The sequence below is a fragment of the Paenacidovorax caeni genome (genome assembly GCF_001298675.1).
In the GTDB taxonomy this organism is placed as follows: domain Bacteria; phylum Pseudomonadota; class Gammaproteobacteria; order Burkholderiales; family Burkholderiaceae_C; genus Paenacidovorax; species Paenacidovorax caeni.
Window position 1 is genome coordinate 41,773 of record NZ_CYIG01000012.1, and the last position, 21,696, is coordinate 63,468.

Below are 21,696 nucleotides of genomic sequence, written 5' to 3' on the forward strand. Positions count from 1 at the left end.
GTTGTAACTAGAAAGACTGCCATGGAAGACATCGTCATCGTTTCAGCCGTTCGCACGCCTGTGGGCAAGTTCGGCGGCTCCCTCGCCAAGACGCCGGCCTCGGCGCTCGGCGCCATCGTCATTCAGGAGGCTCTGGCACGTGCCAAGGTCGGGCTGGACCAGGTCGGAGAAGTCATCATGGGCCAGGTGCTGGCGGCGGGCTGCGGCCAGAACCCGGCGCGCCAGGCTCTGATGAAGGCCGGAGTGGCCAAGGAAACCCCGGCCCTGACCATCAACGCCGTGTGCGGCTCGGGCCTGAAGGCCGTGATGCTCGCTGCCCAGGCCGTCGCCACCGGTGACAGCGAGATCGTGGTAGCCGGTGGCCAGGAGAACATGAGCCTGTCGCCCCACGTTCTCAATGGCTCGCGCGACGGCCAGCGCATGGGCGACTGGAAGATGACCGACACCATGATCGTCGATGGCCTGTGGGATGTGTACAACCAGTACCACATGGGCATCACCGCCGAAAACGTGGCCAAGCAGTACGGCATCACACGCGACATGCAGGACGCGCTGGCCCTGGCCAGCCAGCAAAAGGCGGCCGCCGCGCAGGATGCGGGCCGCTTCGTGGATGAAATCGTCGGCGTGAGCCTGGCGCAGAAGAAGGGGGATCCCATCCTCTTCAACGTGGACGAATACCTCAACCGCAAGACTAACGCCGAGGCGCTGGCGGGGCTGCGCCCAGCCTTTGACAAGGCCGGCACGGTGACGGCGGGCAATGCCTCGGGCATCAACGACGGCGCTGCCGCTGTGGTGGTGATGAGCGCCAAGAAGGCCGCTGCACTGGGCCTGAAGCCGCTGGCGCGTATCGCGGCCTATGGCACCTCTGGCCTCGATCCGGCCACCATGGGCATGGGCCCGGTGCCCGCCTCGCGCAAGGCGCTGCAGCGTGCGGGCTGGAACGTGGCGGACGTCGAGCTGTTCGAACTGAACGAGGCCTTCGCTGCCCAGGCCTGCGCGGTGAACAAGGAGCTGGGCGTTGACCCCGCCAAGGTCAACGTCAATGGCGGCGCCATTGCCATCGGCCACCCCATCGGCGCCTCGGGCTGCCGTGTGCTGGTCACGCTGCTGCACGAAATGCAGCGCCGCGACGCCAAGAAGGGCCTGGCGGCGCTGTGCATCGGTGGCGGCATGGGCGTGTCGCTGGCGCTGGAACGCTAAGAAAACGCACCGAGGCCGGCGGCCTCGGTGTTTGCCACAGCATGGCAATGCACGAATCTTGGTTAGAGTGACCAAGGCATCTATCACAACAGGAGCAAGAGAATGAGTCAGAAAGTAGCGTATGTCACTGGCGGCATGGGCGGTATCGGCACCGCGATCTGCCAGCGTCTTCACAAGGAAGGCTTCACTGTCATCGCGGGTTGCGGCCCGACGCGTGACTTTCAAAAGTGGCTGGACGAGCAGAAGGCCTTGGGCTACACCTTCCACGCCTCGGTGGGCGATGTTGGTGACTGGAATTCCACCGTCGAGGCTTTTTCCAAGGCCAAGGCCGAGCACGGCAGCATCGACGTGCTGGTGAACAACGCGGGTATTACGCGCGACCGCATGTTCCTGAAGATGACGCCCGACGATTGGGCGCAAGTGATCGACACCAACCTCAACAGCATGTTCAACGTCACCAAGCAGGTGGTGGCCGACATGGTGGAAAAGGGCTGGGGCCGCATCATCAACATCTCCAGCGTGAACGGTGAGAAGGGCCAGGCAGGCCAGACCAACTATTCCGCCGCCAAGGCCGGCATGCACGGCTTCACCATGGCGCTGGCGCAGGAGTTGGCCACCAAGGGCGTGACGGTGAACACCGTGGCGCCTGGCTATATCGGCACTGACATGGTGAAAGCCATCCGTCCCGACGTGCTGGAGAAGATCGTGGCGACCGTGCCCGTCAAGCGCCTGGGTGAGCCCAGCGAGATCGCTTCCATCATCGCCTGGCTCGCCAGCGACGAGGGCGGCTACGCCACGGGCGCTGAGTTCTCGGTCAACGGTGGCCTGCACATGAACTGAGCGCCTTGCGCCCACAAAAAAACCCGCCGAGGCGGGTTTTTTTGTGGATCAAAGTACGATGTACCGCGAAGCAGCCTGCACGCTGCCCGCGCTCAGAGGCGGGCGGGTGCGCGTTTGCGATCGCGTTCGTCTTCGGGCCAGGCAGACAGGATAGCGGTGGTGTTCATGGCAAATCACTCCTTTGATGAGTAAACAACGCACCGTCCAAGCAAGGCGTTGACAGCAAAATGCAAAAAATTTTTGCTCCTAAAGGAATAGCTGCTAGCGCTTGCCTACAAAGGGTTTGAAGTGATTTTTACGAGGAAGCCTGGGCGGCTTCAAGCGTTTCGATCTCCGAGGACAGCACCAGCCAGCGCTCCTCCAGCGTTTCGATTTCGTCCCCGCAGGCCTTCAGGCGCCGGCCACAGTCGGCGATCTCGGTGGGCGGAAGCGGTTCAGTCAGGCGCTGCTCGAGCTGCGCCTTCTCCGCACCGAGCTGCGCCAGGCGCTTGTCCACCTGCTCCAGCTCGCGCTTGAAGGGTTTGGTTTTCTCGGCCAGCTGCTGGCGGGCCAGCGCACTGGCCTTGCGCTGCTCGCGGCCATCCCGCGCCAGCGGTGCCGTAGCCGCCGCGGGGGCGCTCGGTTCGGCGGTGGCGCGGGCCAGCTCGCGCAGGCGCCGGGCTTCTTCCAGCAGGTAGCGCTGGTAGTCGTCCAGGTCGCCGTCGAACGGGCCGACCTGGCCGCGTCCCACCAGCCAGAACTCGTCGCACACGGCGCGCAGCAGGGCGCGGTCGTGGCTGACCAGCATGACGGTGCCCTCGAACTCGTTGAGCGCCATTGACAGCGCCTCGCGCGTCGCCAGGTCGAGGTGGTTGGTAGGCTCGTCGAGCAGCAGCAGGTTGGGGCGCTGCCACACGATCATGGCCAGTACCAGGCGCGCCTTTTCGCCGCCGCTCATGCTGCCCACGGCCTGCTGCACCATGTCGCCGCTGAAGTTGAAGCTGCCCAGGAAATTGCGCAGGTCCTGCTCGCGCGCGTCCACGCCCAGCGTGCGCGCCAGCCGCACCATGTGGCCCAACGGGTGGTCGTCGCCGTGCAGCACGTCCAGCTCCTGCTGCGCGAAGTAGCCAATCGACAGGCCCTTGCCCTCGGTCACCTTGCCGCCCAGCGGCGGCATCATGCGCGCGATGGTTTTCACCAGCGTGGACTTGCCCTGGCCGTTGGCGCCCAGGATGCCGATGCGCTGGCCCGCCAGCACCGTGCGGTTGACGCCGCGCAGGATGGTGGTGGGCGTGCCGCCGTCCGCGGGCGGGTAACCGAAGGCCGCGTCGCTGATGGCCAGCATGGGGTTGGGCAGGTTCGGCGGCTCCTTGAACTCGAAGGTGAAATCGGCGCTGGCCAGCACGGGCGCGATTTTCTCCATGCGCTCCAGCGCCTTGACGCGGCTTTGCGCCTGCTTGGCCTTGGTGGCCTTGGCCTTGAAGCGGTCGATGAACTTCTGCAGGTGCGCGATCTTCGTTTGCTGGCGCTCGTAGGCCGCCTGCTGCAGCGTGAGCTGCTGCGCGCGCAGTTCCTCGAACTGGCTGTAGTTGCCGCCGTAGCGTGTGAGCTGCGCGTTGTCGATGTGCAGCGTGACCTGGGTCACGGCGTCGAGGAATTCGCGGTCGTGGCTGATGACGACCAGCGTGCCCTCGTAGCGCTGCAGCCAGGCTTCGAGCCAGACCAGCGCGTCCAGGTCCAGGTGGTTGGTCGGTTCGTCGAGCAGCAGCAGGTCGCTCGGGCACATCAGCGCGCGCGCCAGCTGCAGGCGCATGCGCCAGCCGCCCGAGAAGCTGTTGACCGGGCGTTCCAGCTCGTGCACCTGAAAGCCCAGGCCCAGGATCAGTGCCTGCGCGCGCGCGGCGGCGTCGTGCGCGCCCGCGTCGTGCAAGTCGGAATGCGCCTGGGCAATGGCCATGCCGTCGCCCGCCTGTTCGGCTTTTTGCAGCGCCAGGCGCAGCGCCAGCAGGCGCGTGTCGCCGTCGAGCACGAAGGCGGTGGCCGGCTCGGCGGTTTCGGGCATGTGCTGCGCCACCTGCGCCATGCGCCACTGCGGCGGCAGGAAGAAGTCGCCGCCGTCTTCGTGCAGCGAGCCGTTGAGCAGCGCGAACAGGGTGGATTTGCCGGCGCCGTTGCGGCCCACCAGGCCGACTTTTTCGCCGGGGTTGATGGTGGCGGAAACGCCATCCAGAAGCACCTTGGCGCTGCGGCGCAAGGTGACGTTCTTCAGTGTGATCATCAGGGAGAGGGAAAGTCGGCCAGGGCGCTGCGGGTGATGAGCAGCACCTGGTCTTCGCCCGCGCTGGTTTCGAGCCAGAACACGGGCAATTGGGGAAAGGCCGCCTCGAAATGCGCGCGCTCGTTGCCGATTTCGAGCACCAGCACGGCGTCCTCGCGCATGCAGGCCGGGGCGGCGCGCAGCAGGCGGCGGATGAAGTCCATGCCGTCGGCGCCGCCGGCCAGCGCCAGTTCGGGCTCGGCGCGGTATTCGGCGGGCAGTTGCGCCATGCTGTGGGCATTGACGTAGGGCGGGTTGCACAAAATCAGGTCCCACGGGCCGGGCACGCCGGCCAGCGCATCGGACTGCATCAGGTGCACGCGCTCGTGCAGGCCGTGGCGCTCGACGTTGATGCGGGCCACGGCCAGCGCATCGGCGGAAATGTCGGCGCCGGTGACCTGCACCTCGGGCCAGGCCATGGCCGCCAGCACGGCCAGGCTGCCGTTGCCGGTGCACAGGTCGAGCACGTCGCGCGTCTGGTCGCTGAGCCAGCCGTCGATGCTGCCGTCGGCCAGCAGCTCGGCGATGAAGCTGCGCGGCACTATGGCGCGTTCGTCCACGTAGAACGGCACGCCCACCAGCCAGGCCTCGCGCGTGAGGTACGCCGCAGGCTTGCGCGTGGCGATGCGTTCTTCAAAAAGCGTAGCTACCAGCGCTTGCTGGGCGGGCGTTACAGGCTGATTTGCCACGGAGTCGGGCTCGTCGCCCAGGGCACTGTCCAGTGGCAGTCCGAGGCGCCACAGCACCAGCCAGGCGGCCTCGTCGTGCGCGTTGGCGGTGCCGTGGCCAAAGCCTGCGCTTGCGGCCTCCAGGCGTGCCGTGCCGCTGGCGATGAGCGCGCCCACGGTGGCGCCTTGCACGGTGGCGCTCATGGCTGCTGCGCCTGGGCGTTGAGGTTTTCGAGCGTGCGGCGGTAGATGTTCTTCAGCGGTGCGATGTCGGCCAGTGCGATGTGCTCGTCGATCTGGTGGATGCTGGCGTTGGGCGGTCCGAGCTCGATGACCTGCGGGCAGATCTGCGCGATGAAGCGGCCGTCGCTGGTGCCGCCGGTGGTGGACAGCTCGGTATCCAGCCCGGTTTCCGCATGGATGGCTTGCTGCACGGCACTCAGCAGGTCGCCCGGTTCGGTCAGGAAAGGCTGGCCGCCCAGTGTCCACAGCAGTTCGTACTCCAGGCCGTGGCGGTCCAGCAGGGCGTGCACGCGCTGCTTTAGGCCTTCGGCCGTGGATTCGGTGCTGAAGCGGAAGTTGAAGTCAACCACCACATGGCCCGGAATCACGTTGGTGGCACCCGTGCCGGCGTGGATGTTGCTCATCTGCCAGCTGGTGGGGGGGAAGAAGGCGTTGCCCGCATCCCAGGTGGTGGCTGCCAGCTCCGCCAGCGCCGGCACGGCTTGGTGGATAGGGTTGCGCGCCAGGTGCGGGTAGGCGATGTGGCCTTGCACGCCGCGCACGGTGAGTTTGCCCGAAAGCGTGCCACGGCGGCCGTTCTTCACCATGTCGCCGGTCTGGCGCACCGCAGTCGGTTCGCCGACGATGCACCACGACAGCTGCTCGCCGCGCGCTTGCAGGCGCTCGACCACGACCTTGGTGCCATCGACAGACGGGCCTTCCTCGTCGCTGGTGAGCAAGAAGGCGATGGCGATGGCCGGCTCAGGGTGTGCGGCGAGGAACTCCTCCACGGCCACGACGAAGGCGGCAATCGAGGTTTTCATGTCGCTGGCGCCCCGGCCGTAAAGCTTGCCATCGCGCTGCGTGGGGATGAACGGGTCGCTGTGCCACTGCTCTACGGGGCCGGTCGGCACCACATCGGTATGGCCCGCGAAAACCAGTGTTTTTGCTCCCTTTTCAGGAGCTTCTTGCGCTTGACTGGCGCGCGCTGCAGGTCGTTTGGCCCATAAATTGCAGACGTGGAAGTGAGGGGGGCCGCTGTCCATGCGTTCGCAGACGAAGCCCAGGGGTTCCAGGCGGCTGGCTAGTAGTTCGAGGCAGCCTGCGTCCTCGGGAGTGACGGAGGGGCGGGCGATCAGCTGTTCGGTCAGCTGCAAGGTAAGGGACATGGCGTGGGCGGGAAGCGGTTCAGTTGGGCTTGACGTCGAGAACGATCTCGGTGAACGACGGCATGTCTTCGTCCTGGGAGGCATCGTTGGCCTCCTTTTGCGCCTGGGCAGCCTTGCCGGCCATGGCGAAGTCGTTCTGCAGGCGCCACATCAGGTTGGTGGGCGAGTCGGCGTAGGCGATGCCTTCCTTGCGGTCGATGCGGCCTTCGCGGATCAGGCGTGCCAGGTCTTCCTCGAAGGTCTGCGAGCCTTCGGCCATGGATTTTTCCATCGCCTCGCGCACGCCGGAGAAATCGCCCTTTTCGATCAGTTCGCCCACCAGCTTGGTGTTGAGCATGACCTCGCAGGCGGGCACGCGGGTACCCGACTGGGTGCGCACCAGGCGCTGGGAGACCACAGCCTTGAGGGCGGAGGCCAGATCGCCCAGCATGGTCGGGCGCACTTCGACAGGGTAGAACGACAGAATACGGTTGAGCGCGTGGTAGCTGTTGTTGCCGTGCAGCGTGGCCAGCACCAAGTGCCCGGACTGCGCGTAGGCGATGGCGGCCGACATGGTTTCGCGGTCGCGGATTTCGCCGATCAGGATGACGTCGGGGGCCTGGCGCAGCGCGTTCTTCAGCGCCGTCTGCAGAGACTGCGTGTCGCTGCCGATTTCGCGCTGGTTGACGATGGATTTCTTGTTTTTGAACTGAAACTCGACCGGGTCCTCAATCGTCAGGATGTGGCCGGTCAGAACGGCGTTGCGGCTGTCGAGCAGCGAGGCCAGCGTGGTGCTTTTGCCCGAGCCCGTGGCGCCGACCATGAGCAGCAACCCGCGCTTTTCCATCACCAGTTCGCCCAGCACCGGCGGCAGGTTCAGCGTCGCCAGTTCTGGAATGTGCTGCGCGATGAAGCGCACCACCACCGCATAGCTGCCGCGCTGGCGCATGGCGCTGACGCGAAAGCGCCCCACACCCGACAGCGGAACGCCCATGTTCAGCTCGCCCGTTTCCTCCAGCTCCTCGATGCGGTCGGGCGGTACCACCTCGGCCAGCAGGTTCTTGGGCGCGTCGGGCGGCAGGATCTGGTTGTTGATGGGGACGCACTCGCCGTTGATCTTGATCAGCGCCGGAGCGGCCGCCGAAAGGTAGACGTCCGAGGCTTTTTTTTCTGCCATCAGGCGCAGGATGCGCTCCATGGTGCTCATGAGGAATGTCTCCTTTCGAGGGCCGCAGGGGGGGCTGTGCGTCAGTCGCGCAGCAGGTCGTTCAGGCTGGTTTTGGCGCGGGTTTGTGCGTCGACGCGCTTGACGATGATGGCCGCGTACAGGCTGTACTTGCCGCCATCCTTGGGCAGGCTGCCGCTGATGACCACCGAGCCTGCGGGCACGCGGCCATAGCTGACCTCGCCCGTGGCGCGGTCGTAGATCGGGGTGCTCTGGCCGATGTACACGCCCATGGAGATCACGGAGTTTTCCTCCACGATCACGCCTTCGACGATTTCCGAGCGCGCGCCGATGAAGCAGTTGTCCTCGATGATGGTCGGGTTGGCCTGCAGCGGCTCCAGCACGCCGCCCAGTCCCACGCCGCCGGAGAGGTGCACGTTCTTGCCCACCTGCGCGCAGGAACCGACGGTAGCCCAGGTATCGACCATGGTGCCTTCGTCGACGTAGGCGCCGATGTTGACGTACGAGGGCATCAGGATCGCGCCCTTGGCAATGAAGCTGCCACGGCGCGCCACGGCGGGGGGCACCACGCGCACGCCAGTGGCCGCCAGCTCCTCGGCGCTGAGGCCGGCAAACTTGGTCGGCACCTTGTCGTAGAAGCCCAGGTCACCGGCGTTGATGGCCACGTTGTCATTCAGGCGGAAGGACAGCAGCACCGCCTTCTTGATCCATTGGTGCACCGTCCACTGGCCCACGCCTTCGCGGGTGGCCACGCGCAGGCGGCCAGCGTCGAGTTCGCGGATGACGTGCTCGACGGCGTCACGCACTTCCTGCGGGGCGGACTGGGAAGAAATGGCGGCGCGCTGCTCCCAGGCAGCGTCGATGATGGTTTGCAGTTGTTGGCTCATGGGAGCGGCTCAATGGGTGTGGGATTGGATGAATTGCACGATGCGTGCAGCGGCCTCGACACATTCCGAGGTTTCGGCCACGAGGGCCATGCGCACACGTTGCGCGCCGGGATTGATGCCTGCGCTGTCGCGCGCCAGGTAGCTACCCGGCAGCACGGTGACATTGTATTGAGCCAGCAGCGCACGGGCGAACTCAGCGTCGCTCATGCCCAGGTGATCGGGCACCTTGGCCCAGAGGTAGAAGCCTGCGTCGGGCAGGGCCACTTCCATCACCGCGGACAGCATGGGCGTGACTTGGGTGAACTTCTCGCGGTACAGCGCGCGGTTTTCTGCCACGTGGGCTTCGTCATTCCAGGCAGCGATGCTGGCACCCTGAACCGCAGGGCCCATGGCGCTGCCGTGGTAGGTGCGGTACAGCAAGAAGGACTGGATGAGCGCAGGATCGCCAGCGACGAAGCCGCTGCGCAGGCCTGGCACGTTGCTGCGCTTGGACAGGCTGGTGAATGCAATCAGCCGGCGGTAGTCCGACCGGCCCAGCTTGGCGGCGGCTTCCAGGCCGCCCAGCGGGGGCTCACCCTGAAAGTAGATTTCGCTATAGCACTCGTCGGAAGCGATGACAAAGCCGTAGCGGTCGCTCAGTGCGAAAAGTTTTTCCCATTCGGTCAGCGGCATGACTGCGCCCGTCGGGTTGCCGGGTGAGCAGACGAACAGCAGCTGCGTGGTTTGCCAGACGGATTCCGGCACGCTGTCCCAGTCCACAGCGAAATTCCGCGCGGGGTCGCTGGGGGCGTACCAAGGCGTGGCGCCGGCTAACAGCGCGGCGCCTTCGTAGATTTGGTAGAAAGGGTTGGGGCACACCACCGTGGCCCCGGGGCGTGAGGCGTCGATCACGGTTTGGGCAAAGGCAAACAGCGCCTCGCGCGAACCGTTGATGGGCAGCACTTGCGTGTCGGGGTTAACGGCTACGCCGTAGCGGCGCTGCAGCCAGCCGGCACAAGCCTGGCGTAAACGCGGCTCGCCTGCCGTGCTGGGGTAGTTTGCCAACCCCGCCAAGCTCTGTACCAGGGCTTGCTGGATGAAGGCCGGGGTGGGGTGGCGCGGCTCGCCCATGCCCAGGCTGATGGGGCGAAGCTGGGCGGGCGGGGTAACCCCCGCGAACAGTTGCCGCAAGCGCTCGAACGGGTAGGGCTGGAGTTTGGAGAGCAGGGGATTCATGGGCCGCCATTATCGTGGCAATGGCAGTCTGCCCCGGTGGCGCGCAGCACGCGTGGCGGTGTGTCAAATGGCGGCGAGAGCCCCTCGGTGCAGCCGCCGTGTCAAGGCGGTGTAAGCGGTACGCCCCTAGCATCGGCATTGGCCTTAGATATGACCAATGCGCTCGCGAGGCGCTGTGGCAAGGAGACAACGACGATGGCTGGTTTTTCTGTCCTACGGCCTGGGGTCGGGCTGATGCGGCGTTTGCCCCTTGGGGGCAAGCTGGCACTGGTGGCGGGCGCCTTGGGCTGCGCGCTTGTGGCGACGGCCTGGCTGCAGGGCGCCGCCGCATGGGGGGCCGCTGGCGTGGGCGCAGCGCTGGCCGCATACCTCATCTTGTCGCTGTATGCGAGCCAAGCCAGCAGCCTGGCACACATCACGCGCGTTATGGAGCAGGTTACGCGCGGTGACCTGCGTGCCCGTGCGGAAATCCGCGGGGATGACGAGCTGGCGCGGATGGCGGGCCTGCTCGATGGCATGGTGCGCACGCTGTCCGCCATGGTGGCAGACATCCGCAGCAATGCCGCGCTGGTGGCCCATGCGGGGGAAAGTCTGGCGCACGACAGCCGCGCTTTGGCCGAACGCACGGAGCAGCAGGCCGCGAGCCTGGAGCAGACGGCGGCCAGCGTCGATACCCTGTCGGCTGCCGTGCAGAACAATGCCGAGACAGCCCAAAGCGCTGACCAGCGCGCCACCCAGGTACGTGACGCGGCCCAGGCGGGTACCCAGGCCATGGAGCGTGCCGTGCACTCGGTGCAGGGCATTCAGCAGAGCGCGCGACGCATGAACGAGATCATCGGCGTGATCGACAGCATCGCCTTTCAGACCAACATCCTGGCTTTGAACGCTGCGGTGGAGGCCGCGCGCGCGGGCGAGCAGGGCCGCGGTTTTGCCGTGGTGGCTTCCGAGGTGCGCTCGCTGGCGCAGCGCTCAGGCGCCGCGGCACGCGAGATACGCCAGCTTATCGGCAGTTCTGTGCAGCATGTGGAAGCCAGCGCGGACATGATCCGCACGGCGGGCGAAGGCATCGCCAGCATGACGGGGGGCATCCGCGTGGTGGCGGCGAACATGACAGACATCGCCGAGTCCGGACGCAAGCAGAACCAGGGGTTGGCTGAAATCGGCACAGCGGTGCAGCAGCTCGACCAGATCACCCAGAGCAACGCCCGCATGGTGGGCGAGGCCGTGCTCCGTGCCGAAGCGCTGGAGCGGCGTGCGGCCACGCTTTCCAGCGCCGTCGCGGCTTTTCAGCTGCAGCAGGGGACGGCCGAGGAAGCTCAGGCCCTGGTGCTGCGGGCCGTGGCGCTGGGCCGGCAGCTGGGAGCAGGCGCAGGGCTGCTGCGCAGCGTGACCGACAAAGCCCAAGACTTCCACGACCGCGACATGTATGTCTTTGTGCTGGATCGCGGGGGGGCCTACCTCGCCTTCGGCGGCAACGAAGCCAAGGTGGGTACGCGGGTGCAAGACATCGTCGGGGTGGACGGCGCGCGTCTGCTGGCGGATATATGGGAACAGGCAGATCGCGGGCCGGGCTGGGTGGAATATGACATTACCAACCCACTGACTGGGAAGGTGCAGACCAAGATGTCGTTCGTGCACGCCCTTGGTGATTGGGTGCTCGGTTGCGGCGTCTACAAGTCGTTCTCGGGGTAGGAGCGGCGGGCCCGGGCGCGTGCCAGCGCCGCAGCGATCACCGATTGTTTGGCGGCCGCCTCATCAGGCACCACCGGCCTTGCTGGGGGGGCTTGGCGCGCCAGGCGCGTTTGGCGTTGCGCATAGCGCAGGCGCGCTGCGTCGGCTTGCGCGGGTGACCACGCGGCCCAGCCAGTAGCGCCCGCGCTCGCCTCTTCCAGACCGATGCAATCGACAGGGCATACCGGCACGCACAGTTCGCAGCCCGTGCAGTGGGCGGCAATCACTGTGTGCATGTACTTGTTTGCGCCCAGGATGGCATCGGTCGGGCAGGCCTGGATGCACAGCGTGCAGCCAATGCACCAGGCTTCGTCAATGACGGCCAGCGTGCGCGGCCCCTCGTGGCCGTGTGCGGGGTTGAGCGGTTCAGCGGGCTGGCCCGTCAGGGCAGCAAGGCGGCGTACCCCTTCGATGCCCCCGGGAGGGCACTGGTTGATGGGAGCGCTCTCGCTGGCGATGGCGCGCGCGTAGCCCGCGCAGTCAGGGAAGCCGCAGCGTGTGCACTGGGTTTGCGGCAGGGCCGCCTCCAGGCGGGCCAGCAGCAGATCGGCAGACCCGCCGCGGCGGCCCTGGCCGGAGCCACTCACGCCTTGCGGGCCGGGCGCCGGGCGCGTGCCTGGGGAGCGGCCGTCACGGCGGCGGCAGGCATCGGCGCTTCTTCCGCGGCCGAGGTGCTGGAGGCGGCGCCAGTGGTCGGGCGCTGCCCAGCCTGTGCGCTGGATTCGTTGGCGCGAATGAAGTCGCGCACCTGCGGATACACAACCTCGCGCCAGCGGCGGCCGCTGAAGATGCCATAGTGGCCCGCGCCCTTGACTTCAAGATGGCGCTGCTCGCGGTCTTGCAGTCCGGTGCACAGGTCATGCGCTGCGCGTGTCTGGCCGGAGCCAGAGATATCGTCCAGCTCGCCTTCGATGGTCAGCAGGGCCGTGGTGCGGATGTCCTGTGGGCGCACGCGTTCGACCTGGCCCTCGGGCGAACGCACGTCCCAGGTGCCGTTGACCAGCTTGAAGTCCTGGAACACGGTGGCGATGGTCTCCAGATAATAGTCAGCATCCATGTCGAGCACGGCGTTGTACTCGTCGTAGAACTTGCGGTGCGCCTCGGCGCTGGCATCGTCGCCCTTGACCAGGTCCTTGAAGTAGTCGTAGTGGCTGGTGGCGTGGCGGTCCGGGTTCATGGCCACGAAGCCTGTGTGCTGCAGGAAACCCGGGTACACGCGGCGGCCGGCACCAGGGTAGTTCTCGGGCACGCGGTAGATCACGTTGTTCTCGAACCACTGGAAGCTGCGCTGCACCGCCAAGTCGTTCACCGCCGTGGGCGAGCGGCGTGCGTCGATGGGGCCGCCCATCATGGTCATCGACAGGGGAGTTTTCTCCCCCCGGCTGGCCATCAGCGAGACGGCGGCCAGCACCGGCACCGTGGGCTGGCACACGCTCATGATGTGGCAGTTGCCATAGACGCTCTGCAGGTGGCGGATGAATTCCTGCACGTAGTTGACGTAGTCGTCCAGGTGGAACTCGCCGTCCTCCATAGGCACCAGGCGCGCGTTCTTCCAGTCGGTGATGTAAACCTTGTGGTCCTTGAGCATGGCGCGCACGGTGTCGCGCAGCAGCGTGGCGTAGTGGCCCGACAGCGGCGCCACGACCAGTACCACAGGCTGAACCTTGAGCTTGGCCAGCGTGGCCGGGTCGTCGGAGAAGCGTTTGAAGCGGCGCAGCTCGCAGAAGGGCTTGTCCATCTCGATGCGCTCGTGGATCGCCACGCCCACGCCATCCACATCCACCGTGGTGATACCGAATGCGGGCTTTTCATAGTCCTTGCCCAGGCGGTACAGCAGGTCGTAACCCGCGGCCACGCGTTGCGCGAGCGGGGTCTGGCCCAGGGGGGAGAGGGGGTTGCTGTAGAGCTTGGCGGCGGCCTGCGCGAAATCGGCGAACGGCTCCATCAGCGAGCGCTGGGCTTCATAGATCTGGTACAGCATGGGGTCTTGGAGTGTGTTTATGTTGCACTGCAATATAACAGCAGAAGCCGGTTTGTGTCATGTTGTGTCCGTGACACGCGCGCAGCACGGCGACGCCTTTTAGGAGCCTGTTTACGATCTTTTAATGCTGCCCGTTGCCCCGCAAAAGTGGCAGCTGCAAGGCGCAAAGCGCAGCCGGGCTGGTGGCCCGGCGAGCATTTGCAACGCCGCAGATGCCACTTTTGCGGAGCAACCCTTCGGGCAAGGCAGCAAAAGCCGCACTCGTCGTTGCGCACCTTGGCCAGGCCACCAGCATGGCCTGCGGTACGCGCCTAGATTGCGGCTTTTGCTGCCTTGCGGGCACCATGAAAAGATCGTAAACAGGCTCTAAGGGCGCAAATGACTATGCCAGCCCGACGGCGATCGCGTGCGAAGCGGGTAGTAAAAACTGCGCTGGCGACAGGGGTGGGAGAACCCCTATCGCCCTGTTTTTGCTTTATTTTCAATAGCGCCTGGCGCTTTACCCAAGCGGGCTAGACGCTCATTTGGCTCATATTTCGGTAGGCGGTTTTACAACCGGCTGGCGGCGTGCCTGCGCCATGACCTCGCGCGCCGGCAATTGCTTCAGACGGTGGTCACTCCAGACCTGACGCCAGCGCCGCGCGCCCGGCAGGCCGTTGCGTAGACCCAGCATGTGGCGCGCGATGGCATACCAGGGGGTGCCGTGGCTGCGTGCCTCGCGCTCCATGTAGTCCACCATGGCTTCTTCGATGCCCTCGCGTGTCAGGGCGCGGTCTACGCCACCCAGGTGCAGCGTGTCCCAGCGGGCGAGCCACCAGGGGTTGTGGTACGCCTCTCGTCCCACCATCACGCCGTCAAGCACGGCGAGCTGCTCTTGCACGGCCGCGTCGGTCTGGAAACCGCCGTTGATGGCGATGGTGAGGTGCGGGAAGTCGCGCTTGAGCTGCGCGGCCACGGCGTAGCGCAACGGAGGGATCTCGCGGTTCTCCTTGGGCGACAAACCCTTGAGCCAGGCATTGCGTGCATGCACGATGAACACGCGGCAGCCCGCCTCGGCCACGGTGCCGACGAAGTCGCGCACGAAACCATAGTCCTCGCGCTGGTCGATGCCTATGCGGTGCTTGACCGTGACGGGCACGCTCACTGCGTCCACCATGGCCTTGACACAGTCGGCCACAAGCTGGGGCTCGTTCATGAGGCAGGCGCCGAAAGCCCCGCGTTGCACGCGCTCGCTCGGGCAGCCACAGTTGAGGTTGATCTCGTCGTAGCCCCACTGCTGGCCCAGGCGCGCGCAGTGCGCCAGGTCTTGCGGCTCGCTGCCGCCCAGTTGCAGCGCCACGGGGTGTTCCGCCGCATCGAAGCGCAGGTGCCGCGCCACATCGCCATGCAGCAGCGCGCCCGTGGTCACCATCTCGGTGTAGAGCAAGGCGTGGTGCGACAGCAGGCGGTGCAGGTAGCGGCAGTGGCGGTCGGTCCAGTCGAGCATGGGGGCGACGGACATGCGCCAAGGGTGGGTTTGTGTGTTCTCTGGCATGCGGATTCAGGGGGGGGGGAATTGCACCGCTGTCACCTGGGTGCGGAGCCTTGTCAGCGGCGTGTAATGTTTTGTTAAGCTCTCTGCCAAGCCGCGAGGGGGGGCAGGTCACCACCAGAGGCTACAAGGAAGAAAGAAAGGGCGTTCCGCCATTTTAGAAATCCTGGGGCGCACCATCACGTCTCCAGGCCGGCGGACGGGGCGTAACAAGCGCCAGGTTGCACTGCTTTTTTCTTGCCCCTGTCCCTTGCCGTACGCGAGCCCCGCTGTGGGCTTGGCACTAGGATCACCGCAATTTTAGGAAACGTCTCATGCAAACCGACTCGACTCCACCAGTGCAGTGCATTGGCATTCCCAGGGAAACCTTTCCCGGTGAGAAGCGCGTGGCCACCGTGCCCGACGTGGTGGAAAAACTGATCAAGCTTGGCTTTAAGGTCGCCGTGCAGGCTGGCGCTGGCGAGGCTGCCAACTTCAGCGACGACGCCTACCGCGCCGCCGGGGCTGAGGTCATCGACGGCGCAGCCGCCTTGTGGGCGGCGGCCGATATCGTGTTCAAAGTGCGCCCGCCCAGCAGCGAGGAAGTGGCGCTGATGCGCGAGGGCGGCGCCTTGATCGGCTTCGTCTGGCCGGCGCAGAACCCGGCGCTGATGGAACAGCTGGCCGCCAGAAAGGCCACGGTGCTGTCCATCGACTGCCTGCCGCGCACCCTGAGCCGCGCGCAGAAGATGGATGCCCTGACCTCCATGGCCGGTGTCAGCGGCTACCGCGCTGTCATTGAGGCGGCCAACGCCTTTGGCCGCTATTTCAACGGCCAAATCACGGCGGCGGGCAAGGTGCCGCCGGCCAAGGTGTTCATCGCCGGCGCTGGCGTGGCGGGGCTGGCGGCCATCGGCACCGCGGCCAACCTGGGCGCCATCGTGCGCGCCAACGACACGCGCGCTGAGGTGGCAGACCAGGTCAAGTCCCTCGGCGGCGAGTTCGTCAAGGTCGATTACGAGGAAGAGGGCTCGGGCGGCGGCGGCTACGCCAAGGTCATGAGCGAGGGCTTCCAGGCCGCGCAGCGCCAGATGTATGCGCAGCAGGCCAAGGACGCCGACATCATCATCACCACGGCGCTGATTCCGGGCAAACCGGCACCCAAGCTCATTACCGCCGAGATGGTGCAGAGCATGCGGCCCGGCAGCGTGATCGTGGACATGGCCGCCGAGCAGGGCGGCAACTGCGAGCTCACCGTGCCCGGCGAGGCCGTGGTGCGCCATGGCGTAACCATCATCGGCTATACCGACCTGGCCTCGCGCCTGGCCAAGCAGTCGTCCACGCTGTACGCCACCAACCTGCTGCGCCTGGCGGAAGAGCTCTGCAAGGCCAAGGACGGCCACGCCGTGGTCAACATGGAGGACGACGCGATCCGTGGCCTGACGGTCATCAAGGATGGCGCCGTCACCTGGCCCGCACCGCCGCTCAAGCAGGCCCCGGCGCCGGCCCCCAAGCCCGCCGCCGCGCCGGTGGAGCAGAAAAAGGGCGGCCACGGCCATGGCAGCAGCGGCCCGTTGCCCGGCAAGACACTGGCCATCCTCTTCGCCGTGGCGGCGCTGGCCTTCTGGTTCATCGGCGCCTACGCGCCTGCGGCCTTCCTGGGGCATTTCACCGTGTTCGTGCTGGCCTGCTTCATCGGCTACATGGTGGTGTGGAACGTCACGCCTGCGCTGCACACACCGCTGATGAGCGTCACCAACGCCATCTCCAGCATCATCGCCATTGGCGCGCTGGTGCAGATTGCGCCGCCCGAGGCGGGCGTGAACGGGCGCCCGGACAGCCTGATCCTCTGGCTGGCCTTTGCCGCGCTGGTGCTCACCGCCGTCAACATGTTCGGCGGCTTTGCCGTCACGCGCCGCATGCTGGCCATGTTCCGCAAATAACGACAAGAACGACGAGGAAACAGAACAATGTCCCAAAGTCTTGCTACGGTGGCCTATCTTGGTGCCGCCATTCTTTTCATCCTGAGCCTGGGCGGTTTGTCCAACCCGGAAACCTCGCGCCGCGGCAACCTGTTCGGCATGGTCGGCATGGCCATCGCCGTGCTGGCCACGGTGTTCGGCCCGCGCGTCAGCGCATCGGGCATGGCCTGGATCGTCGGCGCGCTGGTGATCGGTGGCGGTATCGGCCTGTATGCCGCCCGGGTCGTGAAGATGACCCAGATGCCCGAGCTGGTCGCGCTCATGCACAGCCTGGTGGGCCTGGCGGCCTGCCTGGTAGGTTTCGCCAGCTACGTCGATACGTCGATCCAGCTTGAAGGTGCGGAGAAGCTCATCCACGAGGTGGAGATCTACGTCGGCATCCTGATTGGCGCGGTCACTTTCTCGGGCTCGCTCATCGCATTCGGCAAGCTCAACGGCAAGATCGGCGGCAAGCCGCTGCTGCTGCCCGCGCGCCACTGGCTGAACCTCGTGCTGCTGCTGGTGGTCATCTGGTTCGGCCGCGAGTTCCTGCGTGCGGAAACGGTGGAGCAGGGCATGCTGCCGCTGGTCGTGATGACGGTGGTCGCGCTGCTGTTCGGTATCCACATGGTCATGGCCATTGGCGGGGCCGACATGCCGGTGGTGGTGTCCATGCTCAACAGCTACTCAGGCTGGGCGGCCGCGGCCACCGGCTTCATGCTCTCCAACGACTTGCTGATCGTCACCGGCGCGCTGGTCGGCTCGTCGGGCGCCATCCTGAGCTACATCATGTGCAACGCGATGAACCGCAACTTCATCAGCGTGATCGCGGGCGGCTTTGGCTCGGGTGGCGGTGCACCGGCCAAGAAGGGCGACGCAGCCGAGCCCCAGGGCGAGGCCGTGCCCGTGAGCGCCACAGAGACGGCCGAGCTGCTGCGCGAGGCCAAGAGCGTCATCATCGTGCCTGGCTACGGCATGGCCGTGGCGCAGGCCCAGCACACGGTGAACGAGATCGTGAAGACGCTGCGCGACAAGGGCGTGCAGGTGCGCTTCGCCATCCACCCCGTGGCGGGCCGCATGCCCGGCCATATGAACGTGCTGCTGGCCGAGGCCAAGGTGCCTTACGACATCGTGATGGAGATGGACGAGATCAACGAGGACTTCCCCGAGGCCGACGTGGCCATGGTCATCGGCGCCAACGACATCGTGAACCCGGCCGCGCAGGACGACCCGACCAGCCCCATCGCCGGCATGCCGGTGCTGGAGGTGTGGAAGGCCAAGCACTCCATCGTGATGAAGCGCTCCATGGCCTCGGGCTACGCGGGCGTGGACAACCCGTTGTTCTACAAAGAGAACAACCGCATGCTGTTCGGCGACGCGAAGAAGATGCTGGACGAAGTGCTCTCCGCCCTCAAGGGCTGAAAGCGCTCCTGCTTCGATAGCTGCCAGCGCTTGCCTGGAGAGCGCTGGAGGCCGATTTGGCACGTATTCCCAGTCAGGGCATGCGGCGCTGAAGCGGCCAAAGGCGCATCCGTTCGGGCTGCGTTACATTGGCGGCTTGTTTTTTTGGCGCCGCCGCCAGTTTCCGCTGGCGGCGGCGCATTGCATTCGCACCATGATTGACCTACGGGGTATCACCCAGATTTACCAGGGCCCACAAGGCCCGGTCGAGGCCTTGCGGGGCATCGACCTTTCCATCGCGCCGGGCGAGGTGTTCGGCATCATCGGGCGCAGCGGCGCGGGCAAAAGCTCGCTGGTGCGCGTCATCAACCTGCTCAACCGGCCCACGCGCGGTGCCGTTGTGGTGGCAGGGCGCGACCTGACCCAGCTCAACGGCGAGCAGCTGCGCGCGGCGCGGCGCGACATTGGCATGGTGTTTCAGCACTTCAACCTGCTGTCCTCGCGCACCGTGTACGACAACGTGGCCCTGCCGCTGGAGCTGGCCGGCATGGCGCCGGCCGCCATGCGTGAGCGCGTGGGGCCGCTCTTGGAGCTGGTGGGCCTGTCGCACCTGGCCGACCGCTACCCTGCGCAGATCTCGGGCGGGCAGAAGCAGCGCGTGGGCATTGCCCGTGCGCTGGCCAGCCGCCCCAAGGTGCTGCTGTCCGACGAAGCGACCAGCGCGCTCGACCCCGAGACCACGCGCTCCATCCTCGACCTGCTGCGCCAGGTGAACCGCGAGCTGGGCCTGACGGTAGTGCTCATCACGCACCAGATGCAGGTCATCAAGCAGATTGCCGACCGCGTGGCGGTGATCGATGCCGGGCAAATCGTTGAAATGGGACCGGTGCTTGACGTGTTCACGCGCCCGCAGCAGCCCATCACCAAGAGCCTGATCGACGAAATCGTGCCGCAGGAGCTGCCTGCCAGCGTGCTGGCGCGCGTGCGCAGCCTCGCTGCGCGCCTGGCACCGGGCGACAGCGGCCAGCTGCTGCGCCTGTCCTACGCGGGCGAGCAGGCGTACGAGCCCATCCTGTCGCACCTGATCCGCGAGCTGGGGCTCGATCTGTCGATCCTGCATGGGCAGATCGACGAGATCCAGGAACAGACCTTCGGCTCGCTGGCGGTGTACGCCAGCGGCTCCATGGCGCGCATCGGCGCGGCCATCGACTATCTGCGCGCACAGGGCGTGGTGGTGCAGACCGTGGAAGTGACGGGGTGACGCGATGTTCGAGAATTTTTCTGAAATGATGCTGGAACTGTTTGCCACCTCGCTGTGGGAAACGGTGGTGATGGTCGGGGCCTCGGGCATCGTGGGCGGGCTGGTGGGCATTCCGCTGGGCGTGTTCCTGCGCCTGACCGACAAGGGCGGGGTGCTGGAGCATGGCCTGGCCAACAAGGTGGTGGGCGGCATCGTCAACGCGGTGCGCTCCACGCCGTTCATCATCCTGCTGGTGGCCATCATTCCGTTCACGCGGCTCGTCACCGGCACCTCGATCGGCACCTGGGCCGCCGTGGTGCCGCTGACGCTGGCCTCCGCCCCCTTCATCGCGCGCCTGGTGGAAACCGCGCTGCGCGAGGTGGACCACGGCCTGGTGGAGGCCGCGCAGTCCATGGGCGCTTCGACCTGGCAGATCGTCTGGAAGGTGCTGCTGCCCGAGGCGCTGCCCGGCATCGTGGCGGGCCTGACCATCAGCTTCGTCAGCCTCACGGGCTACTCGGCCATGGCCGGTGCGGTGGGCGGTGGCGGCCTGGGCGACTTGGGCATCCGCTACGGCTACCAGCGCTTCCTGCCGGACGTGATGTTGGCCGTGGTGCTCATCCTGATCGTGTTCGTGCAAGCCATCCAGAGCTTGGGCGACTGGGCAGTGCGGCGTCTGTCGCACCGCTGAGCACTCTTTTTTTGATAGCGGCTAGCGCTTTCTGGTAAAGCGCTAGCGCCATTTTTTATCTAAATACCAAAGGAACTCTCATGCACAAGCGCACTGCACTGCAATCGCTGGCCCTGGCTGTGGCCCTGGGGTGGACGGGCGCCGCCCTGGCGCAGGACAAGCCGTTGAAGATCGGCGTGACGGCTGGCCCGCACGCGCAGATCATGGAGCAAGTGAAGAAAGTGGCGGAAAAGCAGGGCCTGAAGATCCAGGTCGTCGAGTTCAGCGACTACGTGCAGCCCAACGCGGCCCTGGCCGCTGGCGACCTGGATGCCAACAGCTACCAGCACAAGCCCTACCTGGACGCGCAGGTCAAGGACCGTGGCTACCCCTTCGCCGTGGCGGCCAACACCGTCATCTTCCCGATCGGGCTCTACTCCAAGAAGGTCAAGAAGCTGGCCGACCTGAAGGAGGGGGCGCGCTTTGGCATCCCCAACGACCCCACCAACGGCGGCCGCGTGCTGCTGCTGCTGCAGAGCCTGGGCCTGGTCAAGCTCAAGGACGGCGCGGGCCTGAAAGCCACGCCGCTGGACGTGGTGAGCAACCCCAAGAAGTTGAAGTTCGTCGAGCTGGACGCCGCGCAGCTGCCGCGCTCGCTGGACGACCTGGACGCGTCGGCCATCAACACCAACTTCGCCATCTCGGCCGGGCTGAACCCCAAGACCGATGCCATCGCGCAAGAGAACGCCGACGGCCCGTACGTGAATATCCTGGTCGTGCGTGAGGCCGACAAGAACAAGCCCTGGGTGGCGCAGCTCGTGAAGGCCTACCATAACGACGAGATTCGCCGCTTCATCGATACGCAGTTCAAGGGTTCGGTGGTGGCGGGCTGGTAATTCCTCCACACTGCTCCGAAAGGACTCTCCATGGGCACGTACCGCATCGCCGTCGTCGTCGGCAGCCTCCGCAAGGACTCCTTCAACCGCAAGCTGGCTACGGCGCTGGCGCGGCTGGCACCTGCCGATTTCGCGTTCCAGCAGGTGCGCATTGACGACCTGCCGCTTTACAACCAGGACGATGACGGTGCGCCGGCCGAGGCGGTGCGCCGCTTCAAAGCCGAGATTGCGGGGGCGCAGGGCGTGCTGTTCGTCACGCCGGAGTACAACCGCTCCATCCCGGGCGTGCTCAAGAACGCGCTCGACCAGGGCTCGCGTCCTTACGGGCAAAGCGCCTGGGCGGGCAAGCCCGCCGGAGTGATTGGCACCTCCATCGGCGCCATTGGTACGGCGCTGGCGCAGCAGCACTTGCGCAACGTGCTGGCGTACCTGGACATGCCCACGCTGGGCCAGCCCGAGGCCTTTGTGCATGCCAAGGACGGCCTGTTTGATGCCGACGGCAATATCGGCGAAGCCAGCCGGGCTTTCCTGCAAGGCTGGGTGGACAAGTACGTGGCCTGGGTCAAGCGCCACGCATGAGGCGTTGCACTCCTGATTCGATAGCTGCCAGCGCTTTCTGAGTAAGCCTTAGAGCCGCTTTTCAT

At 66.1% G+C, this 21,696-nt stretch carries 18 protein-coding genes; 9 read left to right on the forward strand and 9 right to left on the reverse strand.

The genetic code is table 11. The features are described from left to right. Positions 1-21 precede the first annotated feature (21 nt). Both BN2503_RS07290 and phbB read left to right on the forward strand, forming a co-directional pair. Positions 22-1,200, forward strand: coding sequence for an acetyl-CoA C-acetyltransferase (locus BN2503_RS07290; RefSeq protein WP_054255996.1), 1,179 nt, complete (start codon positions 22-24; stop codon positions 1,198-1,200). A gap of 102 nt (positions 1,201-1,302) precedes the next feature. Then, positions 1,303-2,040 (forward strand): acetoacetyl-CoA reductase, encoded by a 738-nt coding sequence (phbB, locus tag BN2503_RS07295; RefSeq protein WP_054255997.1) that lies wholly within the window; start codon positions 1,303-1,305, stop codon positions 2,038-2,040. 295 nt (positions 2,041-2,335) lie between these two features. Here phbB and BN2503_RS07300 read toward each other — a convergent pair whose 3' ends face one another. From BN2503_RS07300 to dapC, 6 genes are read right to left on the reverse strand one after another with little or no spacing between them, the layout of a single operon-like run. After that, positions 2,336-4,297: an ABC-F family ATP-binding cassette domain-containing protein gene (locus BN2503_RS07300; RefSeq protein ID WP_054255998.1), complete on the reverse strand. Its 1,962-nt coding sequence runs from the start codon at positions 4,295-4,297 to the stop codon at positions 2,336-2,338. Continuing rightward, positions 4,297-5,208, reverse strand: a complete 912-nt coding sequence (gene prmB / locus BN2503_RS07305) for a 50S ribosomal protein L3 N(5)-glutamine methyltransferase (RefSeq protein ID WP_054255999.1) — start codon at positions 5,206-5,208, stop codon at positions 4,297-4,299. The genes BN2503_RS07300 and prmB overlap by 1 nt, the downstream gene beginning before the upstream one ends. Then, positions 5,205-6,395, reverse strand: a complete 1,191-nt coding sequence (dapE, locus tag BN2503_RS07310; protein ID WP_054256000.1) for a succinyl-diaminopimelate desuccinylase — start codon at positions 6,393-6,395, stop codon at positions 5,205-5,207. Before dapE ends, prmB begins: the two co-directional genes overlap by 4 nt. A gap of 19 nt (positions 6,396-6,414) precedes the next feature. Beyond that, positions 6,415-7,581 (reverse strand): PilT/PilU family type 4a pilus ATPase, encoded by a 1,167-nt coding sequence (locus tag BN2503_RS07315; RefSeq protein WP_054256001.1) that lies wholly within the window; start codon positions 7,579-7,581, stop codon positions 6,415-6,417. 41 nt (positions 7,582-7,622) lie between these two features. Further along, a complete protein-coding gene (dapD, locus tag BN2503_RS07320; RefSeq protein ID WP_054256002.1) occupies positions 7,623-8,447 on the reverse strand; it encodes a 2,3,4,5-tetrahydropyridine-2,6-dicarboxylate N-succinyltransferase in 825 nt (274 codons plus the stop codon). 9 nt (positions 8,448-8,456) lie between these two features. Next, the gene (gene dapC / locus BN2503_RS07325) at positions 8,457-9,662 is read right to left on the reverse strand and encodes a succinyldiaminopimelate transaminase (protein ID WP_054256003.1); all 1,206 of its coding nucleotides are present in this window, start codon (positions 9,660-9,662) and stop codon (positions 8,457-8,459) included. Between the two features lie 195 nt (positions 9,663-9,857). On the opposite strand from dapC, the gene BN2503_RS07330 reads away from it, so the two are divergent. Next, entirely contained in the window at positions 9,858-11,354 is a 1,497-nt protein-coding gene (locus BN2503_RS07330) for a methyl-accepting chemotaxis protein (RefSeq protein WP_054256004.1), read from the forward strand. On the opposite strand, the gene BN2503_RS07335 is transcribed toward BN2503_RS07330, so the two are convergent. From BN2503_RS07335 to dusA, 3 genes are all read right to left on the reverse strand, one after another. Further along, positions 11,333-11,980 carry an RnfABCDGE type electron transport complex subunit B gene (locus BN2503_RS07335; protein WP_054256005.1) on the reverse strand — a complete coding sequence of 216 codons (648 nt, stop codon included), beginning with the start codon at positions 11,978-11,980 and terminating at the stop codon, positions 11,333-11,335. The two genes, BN2503_RS07330 and BN2503_RS07335, sit on opposite strands and share 22 nt — an antisense overlap. Then, positions 11,977-13,374: a polyhydroxyalkanoate depolymerase gene (locus BN2503_RS07340; RefSeq protein ID WP_054256006.1), complete on the reverse strand. Its 1,398-nt coding sequence runs from the start codon at positions 13,372-13,374 to the stop codon at positions 11,977-11,979. The genes BN2503_RS07335 and BN2503_RS07340 overlap by 4 nt, the downstream gene beginning before the upstream one ends. Positions 13,375-13,903: 529 nt before the next feature. Continuing rightward, positions 13,904-14,908 carry a tRNA dihydrouridine(20/20a) synthase DusA gene (dusA, locus tag BN2503_RS07345; RefSeq protein ID WP_054256007.1) on the reverse strand — a complete coding sequence of 335 codons (1,005 nt, stop codon included), beginning with the start codon at positions 14,906-14,908 and terminating at the stop codon, positions 13,904-13,906. A gap of 311 nt (positions 14,909-15,219) precedes the next feature. Between dusA and BN2503_RS07350 the strand changes: the two genes are divergently transcribed. The 6 genes from BN2503_RS07350 to BN2503_RS07375 all read left to right on the forward strand — a co-directional run bounded on the left by BN2503_RS07350 (position 15,220) and on the right by BN2503_RS07375 (position 21,631). Beyond that, positions 15,220-16,827, forward strand: a complete 1,608-nt coding sequence (locus tag BN2503_RS07350; protein WP_054256008.1) for a Re/Si-specific NAD(P)(+) transhydrogenase subunit alpha — start codon at positions 15,220-15,222, stop codon at positions 16,825-16,827. A 27-nt stretch (positions 16,828-16,854) separates the two neighbouring features. Beyond that, complete coding sequence (pntB, locus tag BN2503_RS07355) at positions 16,855-18,267, forward strand: Re/Si-specific NAD(P)(+) transhydrogenase subunit beta (protein ID WP_054256009.1); 1,413 nt, start codon at positions 16,855-16,857, stop codon at positions 18,265-18,267. 193 nt (positions 18,268-18,460) lie between these two features. Next, positions 18,461-19,507: a methionine ABC transporter ATP-binding protein gene (locus BN2503_RS07360; protein ID WP_054256055.1), complete on the forward strand. Its 1,047-nt coding sequence runs from the start codon at positions 18,461-18,463 to the stop codon at positions 19,505-19,507. 4 nt (positions 19,508-19,511) lie between these two features. Continuing rightward, the gene (locus tag BN2503_RS07365) at positions 19,512-20,177 is read left to right on the forward strand and encodes a methionine ABC transporter permease (RefSeq protein ID WP_054256010.1); all 666 of its coding nucleotides are present in this window, start codon (positions 19,512-19,514) and stop codon (positions 20,175-20,177) included. Positions 20,178-20,257: 80 nt separating this feature from the next. After that, positions 20,258-21,052, forward strand: coding sequence for a MetQ/NlpA family ABC transporter substrate-binding protein (locus tag BN2503_RS07370; RefSeq protein WP_054256011.1), 795 nt, complete (start codon positions 20,258-20,260; stop codon positions 21,050-21,052). A gap of 30 nt (positions 21,053-21,082) precedes the next feature. Beyond that, a complete protein-coding gene (locus BN2503_RS07375; RefSeq protein ID WP_054256012.1) occupies positions 21,083-21,631 on the forward strand; it encodes an NADPH-dependent FMN reductase in 549 nt (182 codons plus the stop codon). Positions 21,632-21,696: the final 65 nt, after the last annotated feature.